The sequence below is a fragment of the Streptomyces sp. NPDC057307 genome (genome assembly GCF_042667665.1).
Lineage (GTDB): Bacteria > Actinomycetota > Actinomycetes > Streptomycetales > Streptomycetaceae > Streptomyces.
This window is the reverse complement of the sequence record NZ_JBHUZM010000043.1, coordinates 42,903-52,940: the sequence shown is the minus strand read 5'-3', so window position 1 is coordinate 52,940 and position 10,038 is coordinate 42,903. Positions and strand designations below refer to the sequence as shown.

The window sequence follows — 10,038 nt, the reverse complement described above, 5'->3', positions numbered from 1 at the left end:
GCCGTCGATACGGCTGCCGGGCCACCGGCGCGACAACGCCCCCGAAAAGCTTGAGGAACGAGCCGTCACTCCTCGATCGTCAGACCCTTCCGCAGCCTGACGAGCGTGCGCGACAGCAGCCGGGACACATGCATCTGGGAGATGCCGAGTTCCTCGCCGATCTCCGACTGCGTCATGTTGGCGACGAACCGCAACGACAGGATCGTGCGGTCGCGCGCCGGGAGCCCCGCTATCAGCGGCTTCAACGACTCGACGTACTCGATGCCTTCGAGCCCGTGGTCCTCGTAGCCGATGCGGTCGGACAACGCGCCCTCGGTGTCGTCCTCCTCCGGCTGCGCGTCCAGCGAGCTGGCCGTGTACGCGTTGCTCGCCGCCATCCCCTCGACAACCTCGTCGTTGGTGATGCCGAGCCGGTCGGCGAGTTCGGCGACGGTCGGTGCGCGGTCCAGCTGCTGGGACAACTCGTCGCCGGCCTTGGCCAGTTCGAGACGGAGCTCCTGCAGCCTTCGCGGCACCCGCACCGACCACGACGTGTCGCGGAAGAAGCGCTTGATCTCGCCGACGATCGTCGGCATCGCGAAGGTGGGGAACTCGACGCCCCTGCTGAGCTCGAAGCGGTCGATCGCCTTGATCAGACCGATCGTGCCGACCTGGATGATGTCCTCCATGGGCTCGCTGCGGGAGCGGAACCGGGAGGCGGCGAACTTGACCAGGGCGAGATTCAGCTCGACCAGGGTGTTCCGTACATAGGCGTGCTCATGGGTGCCCTCTTCCAGACCTTCGAGGCGCCCGAAGAGGGTCTTCGACAGAGACCGGGCATCCAGCGCGCCCACCTCGTCGAAGGGCGGGATCTCTGGCATGTCATCGAGGCCCGGGAAACCGGACGCGGATGTGGCGCCGGTCTCGTCAGGTTCGGACGGGATTGTCGACGGCGCGTCGTGGGTACGCGCTTCGTCGAGCCGGGGTGACATGGTCTCCTCCATACGTTCTCGGCATATGGCTGCCGATGCCAATACGCGCTGCTGCGGTTTGCGGCGCCTCCATGGCCGGTCGTGTTCGGTCTCGTCGGTTGTGTCTTTACTAGCCCTATCGGTTGAGCGCGGACACGTGCAAGTGTCATTTCGTACATATGTCCGCATTGCGTGGGAGATTGGCTACCGGAGAGCGCATGAAAGGCGTAATGTTTCGGTGAACGTCAACGGCGCGTGACGCGATGAGGGATGCCCCCACAAGCGTGATCACAACGCCCCGGACGACAGTTTCTGAATCATCTGATGACGGCGCAGGACACGGCAGAAGAGGGACGGACGGGCATGGACCGCCAGACGGTCGGCAGCACGAACCGGGGCCGGCTTCGGGTCGAAGTTCGGACCGAGGGCCGGAGCGAGGTAGTGACAGCGGCGGGTGAGTTGGATCACCACACCGCCGAACTGTTGCGGGCACCGCTGGAAGAAGCCATCGACCAGGGGCGGGTACGCCTCGTGGTCGACTGCTCGCAGCTCGAGTTCTGCGACTCGACCGGGCTGAACGTACTGCTCGGGGCCCGCCTGAAGGCCGAAGCGGCCGGCGGCGCCGTCCATCTGGCCGCGATGCTGCCGGTGGTCGCCCGGGTCTTCGAAATCACCGGCGCCGACGCGGTCTTCACCGTGCACGAGTCGCTGGAAGCGGCTCTTGCCGACTGACCCGGGGGCCGCACGAGAGCCCCGCGGGAATCAGATGTTGCAAGTGTCACGTCACCCGCGTAGGTCTTGTGGGTGTTGTCACGATTACGCCGGGCAGAAGAGTCCCCGGGCCGTCCGGAACAGTCCGGGCACTCTCTGTATCGACGCGGTACCGACAAAGCAACGACGTAGGACGTATGACGTATCGACCACACGGCGAACCGGTGAATCGGTGAGGTGAAGCGCTGATGAGCACCACCCGGCAGTTTCCGCCGGGCGACTTCGGCTCCGAGCCGGACGGCGCGGGTACCACCTCCGCCGGGTCCGAAAGCCGGGTACGCACCCTGGCGTTGGGCAGCGCCAGCGGCATCGTTCCGATGGCCCGCGACTTCACCCGCCAGGCGCTCTACGACTGGGGCTGGCTGCCGGCCGAGAGCGCCGAGCGCCGTGCCGCCGCCGAGGACGTACTGCTCGTCGTCTCCGAGCTGGTCACCAACGCCTGCCTGCACGCCGAGGGCCCCGAATCACTGCGGGTCTCCTCCGACACCAAGGTGCTGCGCCTCGAAGTCACCGACCGGGGCACCGGCCAGCCCGCGCCCCGCACCCCGCACCGCGCCGGACGGCCGGGCGGACACGGCATGTTCATCGTGCAGCGGCTCTGTCTGGACTGGGGAGTGGCCCGTACGCCGGGAGCCCCCGGGAAGACGGTCTGGGCCGTCCTGGCGGCCCCGGCGTAGCGTGACGCGGCGGCCGCGCGGCCCTGAGGACGTCAAGGACCGCGCGCCACCACGTCGGCGCATGCCACCACGTCAGCGCACGTCGCCCATCAGCGCCCGCACCTTCCTGCGGTACATGAACACCGCGAAGCCCGCCAGCGTGGCCAGCAGCGCCTCCACGGCGACCACTCCCGTACGGCTCAGATCCACTCCCGCGATGGAGAGCATCCCCGTCACCGAGTCGCCCGCCGTGACCGCGAGGAACCAGACGCCCATCATCTGACTGGCGTACTTCGCCGGCGCCATCTTCGTCGTCACCGACAGGCCCACCGGCGAGACGCACAGCTCGCCGACGGTCTGGATCAGATAGATCCCGACCAGCCACACCGGGCTGACCAGGGTGCCGTCCGCCGCCAGGACCAGCGGGATCAGGAAGAAGAAGAACGAGACGCCCACGAACGCCAGGCCGGCGGCGAACTTCACCACCGTGCTCGGCTCCTGGCCCCGCCGGTTCAGCCAGAGCCAGAGCCAGGCGATCACCGGGGCCAGCGCCATGATGAACACGGGGTTCAGCGACTGGTACCAGGACGTCGGGAAGCCGATGCCGAAGACCTGGTCGGCGGCCTTCGTCGTACCGAACGCCTGGACCGTCGAGCCGCCCTGGTCGTAGATCATCCAGAAGACGGCGGCCGCGACGAAGAACCAGATGTACCCGGACATCTTCGTCTGCTCGGCCGCCGACAGATCCTTGTCGCGCTTTATCCGGATCAGCACCCCGGCCGGGATGACGATGCCCGCGAGCGTCAGCGGCACCATCGCCCAGTTCAGGGTGAAGTTGCCGGTGAAGACGACGACTCCGTAGAAGACCGAGGCGATCAGCAGCCAGGTCAGCCCCTTCGTCAGCCAGCTCGCCCGCTCCTCGCGCGACAGCGGCGTCGGGACGTGGCTGCTCCGCGGGGCCAGGTGCTTCGTACCGAGCAGGAACACGAGCAGACCGATGCCCATGCCGACGGCCGCGAGCGCGAAGCCGAGGTGCCAGCTGTACTTCTCACCGACGGTGCCGATGATCAGCGGCGCGAAGAAGGCACCGATGTTGATGCCCATGTAGAAGATGGTGAACCCGCCGTCGCGGCGCGGGTCGTCGGTGCCGTCGTAGAGATGGCCGACCATCGTGGAGATGTTGGACTTCAGCAGTCCCGAGCCGAGAGCCACCAGCGCCAGACCGGTGAAGAAGGTGCCCGAGCCGGGCAGGGCGAGCGTCAGATGGCCCGCCATGATGGTGCAGGCCGCGATCGTCACCGTCCTGCGCGGGCCCCAGACCCGGTCGCCGAGCCAGCCGCCGGGCATGGCCAGCAGATAGACCATCGACAGATAGATCGAGTAGATCGCCGTCGTGGTGGCCAGGGTCAGGCCCAGACCGCCCTCCTGGAGCCCCTTCGAGGCGTCGGGGCCGCCGGACAGCAGATAGATCGTGAGCAGGGCCCGCATGCCGTAGAAGCTGAAGCGCTCCCACATCTCCGTCATGAAGAGCGTGGCCAGTCCGCGGGGATGGCCGAAGAACGTCTTCTCGGGGGTGGTGCGGGGGTGGCCGGTGGTGTGGGGACCGCCGGGCGGGTCGGGGGAGTCCTTGGTGAGGCTGGACGCCATGGGGGGATCCTTGCTTGCTCGGGTTCATGAAAAGGGGACCTTCGGCGCTCAAGCTGCCAAAGATCCCCAACAGGTCCTACATGGAGCGAGGCCACCATACGGCATGACAGAGCGGCATATGGAAGGACTTGAGGCATGGATCACAGGTTTTCCAGGGAACCACGGGTCACTTTCGAAGGCAGTTGACCCAATCGCGTCCCAGAGCCCCAGGCATCGGCGATCACTGCCCGGCCGCTCCTCCACGCGGACTACCATCACCTCATGACCCGTGTACTGCTCGCCGAGGACGACGCGTCCATCTCGGAGCCGCTGGCCCGCGCACTGCGCAGGGAGGGCTACGAGGTGGAGGTACGCGAAGACGGTCCCACCGCGCTCGAAGCCGGCCTCCAGGGCGGAGTGGACCTGGTCGTACTCGACCTGGGACTCCCCGGTATGGACGGCCTCGAAGTCGCCCGCAGGCTGCGCTCCGAGGGCCATTCCGTGCCCCTGCTGGTGCTGACCGCCCGCGCCGACGAGGTGGACACGGTGGTCGGTCTCGACGCGGGCGCCGACGACTACGTGACCAAGCCCTTCCGCCTCGCCGAGCTGCTCGCCCGGGTACGGGCCCTGCTCCGGCGCGGCGCGACCGAACCGGCCGCCTCGCCCACCACCCACGGCGTCCGCATCGACGTCGAGTCGCACCGGGCCTGGATGGGCGAGGAGGAGCTCCAGCTCACCGCGAAGGAGTTCGACCTGCTGCGGGTCCTGGTCAGGGACGCGGGCCGGGTCGTGACCCGCGACCAGCTGATGCGCGAGGTCTGGGACACCACCTGGTGGTCGTCGACCAAGACCCTGGACATGCACATCTCGTGGCTGCGCAAGAAGCTGGGCGACGACGCGGCGAACCCGCGGTACATCGCGACGGTACGAGGCGTCGGTTTCCGCTTCGAGAAGAGCTGAGCCGGACGATCGGGCCCGAGCCCCCGAACAGCGGGCCCTGAACAGCGGGCCCCGGGCAGCAGCCCCCGAACAGCGGGCCCCGGCACAGCAGACCCCGGCCGAACAGAAGTAGGGCACAGTGCGCCGTCGTCTGATCAACTCCACGCTCGCCGTGGTGCTCGTCGTCATCGCCGTCTTCGGGGTCTCGCTCGTCATCGTCGAGACCCGCACCATCACCAGCAGCGCCCAGGAACGAGTGGACCTGGAGGCCCAACGGCTGGTCAGCATCGTCGACAGCCGGCTGCTCGGCGGCGAACGCGTCACCGAGGCGATCCTGCGGGAGCAGACCGACGACGGGCGGTACGCCAAGGTCGAGATCCCCGGCCGCCCGACCGTCGAGATCGGCGACCGCCCCGACGACGGCGCCCTCAGGGGCAAGGCCGAGGGCGAACAGGGCGAGACCGTCACGGTCGAGGAGTCCCGCGCCTCCGTCACCCGGGAACTCGGCCGCACCCTGATGATCATCGGCGCGGTGGCGCTGCTCGCCGTCATCGCCGCGGTCCTGCTCGCCGTACGCCAGGCCAACAAGCTCGCGTCACCGCTCACCGACCTCGCCGAGACCGCCGAACGCCTCGGCTCCGGCGACCCGCGCCCCCGCCACAAGCGGTACGGCGTACCCGAGCTGGACCGGGTCGCGGACGTACTCGACTCCAGCGCCGAGCGGATCGCGCGGATGCTGACGGCCGAGCGCCGACTGGCCGCCGACGCGTCGCACCAGCTCCGTACGCCGCTCACCGCGCTCTCCATGCGGCTGGAGGAGATCTCCACCACCGACGACCCGGACACCGTCAAGGAAGAGGCGACGATCGCGCTCACACAGGTGGAGCGGCTGACCGATGTCGTGGAGCGGCTGCTCACCAACTCCCGCGACGCGCGCACCGGTTCGGCGATCGTCTTCGACCTGGACGATGTCGTGCAGCAGCAGATCGAGGAGTGGCGCCCGGCCTACCGCAGCGCCGGCCGCGCGATCGTCTGCTCCGGCACCCAGCACATGCGGGCCGTCGGAACCCCCGGAGCCGTCGCCCAGGTCCTCGCCGCGCTGATCGAGAACTCCCTGATGCACGGCGGCGGCACGGTCGCCCTGCGCAGCCGTATCACCGGCAACCAGGCCGTGATCGAGGTGACGGACGAGGGGCCCGGCGTACCCGCGGACCTCGGGGCGCGGATCTTCGAGCGCGCGATCAGCGGGCACAACTCGACGGGCATCGGGCTGGCCGTCGCCCGCGACCTGGCTGAGGCGGACGGCGGGCGGCTCGAACTGCTCCAGCAGCAGCCGCCGGTCTTCGCGCTGTTCCTGAGCCGCGAGGTGCGCGTACGCGAGGAGCCGAAGAAGACGGTCAGATGACCGGGCCGGCCTGCGGCACCGGCTCGGGCACGGGCGCCGTCTCCGGCTGAAGCCGGCGGAACACCCAGGTGCGGTACGACCAGAAGCGGAACAGCGTCGCCACGCCGATCCCGAGGAACTTGAACACGTTGCTCTGCAGCGGCCCGTCCCAGCCGAACCCGTACGTCGCCGCGTAGAGCACACCGTTCTCGATGACCAGCCCGACCGCGCTGAACAGCAGGAAGAGCGTCAGTTCCTTCGTGCGGCGGCTCTTGTCGCGGTCCCGGTAGGCGAAGTACCGGAAGCCCACGTAGTTGCAGGCGATCGCGACGACGGTCGCCAGGATGCTCGCCCGCACCACCTGCAGCTCGGTGGTGTGCCGTACGAGGTTGAACACCACCAGATTGACCAGCAGCCCCACCCCGCCGACCGCCCCGAACTTGGCGACCTCGCGCGTGAGCACGGACAACCGCTCCCGCAGGGCCGGTCGCTGCGAAGGCGCGGCAGTCATCTGGTCGCTCAGCCCCGTCCGGTCGGTGTGTGTCGGTGTGTGTTCGGTCGACGACGCAGTCTCGTCGCTGATGTCTCCCCCGGCACAGCGACGGCGCCGACCGACCCACTGTAACCACCGGACCGGCTCAGGCCCCGCGACGGATACCCTGGGTGTGTGACGTTCCCGGTAGTCGGCATGGTCGGCGGCGGTCAGCTCGCCCGTATGACCCACGAGGCGGGCATCCCCCTCGGCCTCAGATTCAAGCTCCTCAGCGAGACCCCACAGGACTCCGCGGCGCAGGTGGTGGGCGACGTGGTCGTCGGCGACCACCGCGACCTGGAGACGCTGCGCGCCTTCGCGCGCGGCTGCGACGTGATCACCTTCGATCACGAGCATGTGCCGATCGAGCATCTGCGCGCCCTGGAGGCGGACGGCGTCCCCGTACGCCCGGGCCCCGACGCGCTCGTGCACGCGCAGGACAAGGGCGTGATGCGCGCCCGGCTCACCGAGCTGGGCGCCCCGTGCCCGCGCCACCGCATCGTGACCGACGCCGCCGACGTCGCGGCCTTCGCCGCCGAGGTGGGCGGCTTCCCCGTCATCCTCAAGACGGTGCGCGGCGGGTACGACGGCAAGGGCGTGTGGTTCGCCCGATCGGAGGACGACGCCGAGCAGCCCTTCCGCGCCGGCGTTCCCGTCCTGGCCGAGGAGAAGGTCGACTTCGTCCGGGAGCTGGCCGCCAACATCGTGCGCTCGCCGCACGGCCAGGCCGTCGCGTACCCCGTCGTGGAGTCCCGGCAGGTCGACGGCGTGTGCGACACCGTCATCGCGCCCGCGCCCGGTCTCTCGGAGGAGCTGTCCGGCGAGGCCCAGCAGCTCGCGCTGCGGATCGCCGCCGAGCTGGGCGTCGTCGGCCATCTCGCCGTCGAGCTGTTCGAGACGGCCGACGGCCGGATCCTCGTCAACGAACTGGCCATGCGCCCGCACAACTCAGGCCACTGGACCCAGGACGGCGCGATCACCTCGCAGTTCGCCAACCACGTACGGGCCGTGCTCGACCTGCCGCTCGGCGACCCGCGCCCGCGCGCGCCGTGGACGGTCATGTGCAACGTGCTGGGCGGCGACTACCCCGACATGTACGCGGCGTATCTGCACTGCATGGCCCACGACCCGCAGCTCAAGATCCACATGTACGGCAAGGACGTGAAGCCCGGCCGTAAGGTCGGCCACGTCAACACCTACGGTGACGACCTGGCCGACGTGCTGGAGCGCGCCCGCCACGCCGCCGGATACCTCCGAGGAACGATCACCACATGAGCTCTCCCCTCATCGGCGTCGTCATGGGGTCGGACTCCGACTGGCCCGTCATGGAGGCCGCCGCCCAGGCGCTCGACGAGTTCGAGATCCCGTACGAGGTCGACGTCGTCTCCGCGCACCGGATGCCGCGCGAGATGATCGCGTACGGCGAGGAGGCCGCCGGACGCGGCCTCAGGGCGATCATCGCGGGCGCGGGCGGCGCCGCCCATCTGCCGGGCATGCTGGCCTCGGTCACACCCCTGCCGGTCATCGGGGTCCCCGTACCGCTGAAGTACCTGGACGGCATGGACTCGCTCCTGTCGATCGTCCAGATGCCGGCGGGCGTACCGGTCGCCACCGTCTCCGTAGGAGGAGCCCGGAACGCCGGTCTGCTGGCCGCCCGGATCCTCGCGGCCCACGACCCGGAGCTGCAGACCCGTATGAAGGACTTCCAGCAGCACCTGAACGAGCAGGCCACGGACAAGGGCAGACGCCTCCGTACGAAGGTCGCGGGCCACGACGCCTTCGGCTTCGGGAAGTGAGGGCCACCATGGGCGCCGAGGACTATCTGGAGCAGGCCCGCGAACTGCTCGAGGACTTCCCCGTGGTCGACGGGCACAACGACCTCCCCTGGGCACTGCGCGAGCAGGTCCGCTACGACCTCGACCGCCGCGACATCGCCGACGACCAGTCGGCGCACCTGCACACCGACATCCCGCGGCTGCGCGCCGGCGGCGTGGGGGCGCAGTTCTGGTCGGTGTACGTACGCTCCGACATGGCCGGCGACACCGCGGTCAGCGCGACCCTGGAGCAGATCGACGTCGTCGGGCGCATGATCGCCCGCTACTCCGACGACCTCGCCGCCGCGCGCACCGCCGACGACATGGAGAACGCCCGCCGCACGGGCCGGATCGCCTCCCTGATGGGCGCCGAGGGCGGCCACTCCATCAACAACTCCCTCGCCACACTGCGCGCCCTGTACGCCCTGGGCGTGCGCTACATGACGCTCACGCACAACGACAACCTCCCCTGGGCGGACTCCGCGACCGACGAGCCGGGCGTGGGCGGCCTGTCGCCCTTCGGCCACGAGGTCGTACGCGAGATGAACCGCACCGGCATGCTGGTCGACCTCTCGCACGTGGCCGCCACGACGATGCGCGACGCGCTCGCGACCTCCACCGCGCCGGTCCTCTTCTCGCACTCCTCCGCGCGGGCCGTCTGCGACCACCCGCGCAACGTCCCGGACGACGTGCTGGAGCTGCTGGCGGCCAACGGCGGAGTGGCGATGGCCACCTTCGTACCGAAGTTCATCCTTCCCGAGGCGATCGCCTGGACGAAGGCCGCCGACGAGAACATGCGCGAGCACGGCGCGCACCCGCTGGACACGACCGAGTCGGGGATGCGGATCCAGCGCGCCTACGAGGAGGCCAACCCGCGCCCGGCGGCCACGGCGGCGACGGTCGCCGACCACCTGGACCACATGCGCGAGGTCGCCGGCATCGACCACATCGGCATCGGCGGCGACTTCGACGGCACGGCGTTCACACCGGAGGGCCTGGAGGACGTGGCGGGCTACCCGAACCTCGTCGCGGAACTGTTCGCCCGCCGCTGGTCGCCCGAGGACCTGTCGAAGCTGACCTGGCACAACGCGGTACGGGTGCTGCGCGGCGCGGAGGACGTGGCGCGGGGGCTGCGGGCTGAGCGCGGCCCGTCGACGGCGACGATCGAGGAACTGGACGGCTGAGCGGCTGTACGGGGCGGGCGCCCTGCTCCGGCGTACGCCCCCGGGCCCTGTCCGCCTCGTACGGCGGCTTGAGCGGCAGTACGGGGGCGGGACCGCCCGGCCGGTACGGAGCGGGCGCCGCGCCCCGTACCCCCGAACGGCCCGCCCGCCGCGACCCCTCCGCCCGCCCGTGGCACGGTGGC

10 protein-coding genes are annotated in these 10,038 nt (G+C 69.8%); 7 read left to right on the top strand and 3 right to left on the bottom strand.

The window, feature by feature from the left end; translation table 11 throughout:
* Positions 1 to 65 precede the first annotated feature (65 nt).
* Complete coding sequence (locus ACFUN8_RS17690; protein ID WP_383637801.1) at positions 66 to 971, bottom strand: RNA polymerase sigma factor SigF; 906 nt, start codon at positions 969 to 971, stop codon at positions 66 to 68.
* A gap of 342 nt (positions 972 to 1,313) precedes the next feature.
* Between ACFUN8_RS17690 and ACFUN8_RS17685 the strand changes: the two genes are divergently transcribed.
* Both ACFUN8_RS17685 and ACFUN8_RS17680 read left to right on the top strand, forming a co-directional pair.
* Positions 1,314 to 1,682, top strand: a complete 369-nt coding sequence (locus ACFUN8_RS17685; protein ID WP_078076999.1) for an STAS domain-containing protein — start codon at positions 1,314 to 1,316, stop codon at positions 1,680 to 1,682.
* Between the two features lie 227 nt (positions 1,683 to 1,909).
* Positions 1,910 to 2,398 (top strand): ATP-binding protein, encoded by a 489-nt coding sequence (locus ACFUN8_RS17680; protein WP_383637798.1) that lies wholly within the window; start codon positions 1,910 to 1,912, stop codon positions 2,396 to 2,398.
* 72 nt (positions 2,399 to 2,470) lie between these two features.
* On the opposite strand, the gene ACFUN8_RS17675 is transcribed toward ACFUN8_RS17680, so the two are convergent.
* A complete protein-coding gene (locus tag ACFUN8_RS17675) occupies positions 2,471 to 4,024 on the bottom strand; it encodes a peptide MFS transporter (protein ID WP_383637795.1) in 1,554 nt (517 codons plus the stop codon).
* Positions 4,025 to 4,285: 261 nt separating this feature from the next.
* Here ACFUN8_RS17675 and ACFUN8_RS17670 point away from each other — a divergent pair, with 261 nt between their 5' ends.
* On the top strand, positions 4,286 to 4,963 hold the full coding sequence (locus ACFUN8_RS17670; protein ID WP_354605418.1) for a response regulator transcription factor: 678 nt from the start codon (positions 4,286 to 4,288) through the stop codon (positions 4,961 to 4,963).
* Between the two features lie 118 nt (positions 4,964 to 5,081).
* Entirely contained in the window at positions 5,082 to 6,347 is a 1,266-nt protein-coding gene (locus ACFUN8_RS17665; RefSeq protein ID WP_383637792.1) for an ATP-binding protein, read from the top strand.
* Here the strand turns inward: ACFUN8_RS17665 and ACFUN8_RS17660 are convergent.
* Positions 6,340 to 6,837, bottom strand: a complete 498-nt coding sequence (locus ACFUN8_RS17660; protein WP_383637789.1) for a GtrA family protein — start codon at positions 6,835 to 6,837, stop codon at positions 6,340 to 6,342. The two genes, ACFUN8_RS17665 and ACFUN8_RS17660, sit on opposite strands and share 8 nt — an antisense overlap.
* Positions 6,838 to 7,014: 177 nt before the next feature.
* On the opposite strand from ACFUN8_RS17660, the gene ACFUN8_RS17655 reads away from it, so the two are divergent.
* From ACFUN8_RS17655 to ACFUN8_RS17645, 3 genes are read left to right on the top strand one after another with little or no spacing between them, the layout of a single operon-like run.
* Positions 7,015 to 8,133 (top strand): 5-(carboxyamino)imidazole ribonucleotide synthase, encoded by a 1,119-nt coding sequence (locus ACFUN8_RS17655; protein WP_383637807.1) that lies wholly within the window; start codon positions 7,015 to 7,017, stop codon positions 8,131 to 8,133.
* On the top strand, positions 8,130 to 8,654 hold the full coding sequence (gene purE / locus ACFUN8_RS17650; protein ID WP_383637786.1) for a 5-(carboxyamino)imidazole ribonucleotide mutase: 525 nt from the start codon (positions 8,130 to 8,132) through the stop codon (positions 8,652 to 8,654). Before ACFUN8_RS17655 ends, purE begins: the two co-directional genes overlap by 4 nt.
* A gap of 8 nt (positions 8,655 to 8,662) precedes the next feature.
* On the top strand, positions 8,663 to 9,856 hold the full coding sequence (locus tag ACFUN8_RS17645; protein WP_383637804.1) for a dipeptidase: 1,194 nt from the start codon (positions 8,663 to 8,665) through the stop codon (positions 9,854 to 9,856).
* Positions 9,857 to 10,038 lie beyond the last annotated feature (182 nt).

Coding starts and splice junctions, on each gene's coding strand:
- ACFUN8_RS17690 (WP_383637801.1), bottom strand. CDS start 971: ATGTCACCCCGGCTCGACGAAGCGCGTACCCACGACGCGCCGTCGACA.
- ACFUN8_RS17685 (WP_078076999.1), top strand. CDS start 1,314: ATGGACCGCCAGACGGTCGGCAGCACGAACCGGGGCCGGCTTCGGGTC.
- ACFUN8_RS17680 (WP_383637798.1), top strand. CDS start 1,910: ATGAGCACCACCCGGCAGTTTCCGCCGGGCGACTTCGGCTCCGAGCCG.
- ACFUN8_RS17675 (WP_383637795.1), bottom strand. CDS start 4,024: ATGGCGTCCAGCCTCACCAAGGACTCCCCCGACCCGCCCGGCGGTCCC.
- ACFUN8_RS17670 (WP_354605418.1), top strand. CDS start 4,286: ATGACCCGTGTACTGCTCGCCGAGGACGACGCGTCCATCTCGGAGCCG.
- ACFUN8_RS17660 (WP_383637789.1), bottom strand. CDS start 6,837: ATGACTGCCGCGCCTTCGCAGCGACCGGCCCTGCGGGAGCGGTTGTCC.
- ACFUN8_RS17655 (WP_383637807.1), top strand. CDS start 7,015: ATGGTCGGCGGCGGTCAGCTCGCCCGTATGACCCACGAGGCGGGCATC.
- purE (WP_383637786.1), top strand. CDS start 8,130: ATGAGCTCTCCCCTCATCGGCGTCGTCATGGGGTCGGACTCCGACTGG.
- ACFUN8_RS17645 (WP_383637804.1), top strand. CDS start 8,663: ATGGGCGCCGAGGACTATCTGGAGCAGGCCCGCGAACTGCTCGAGGAC.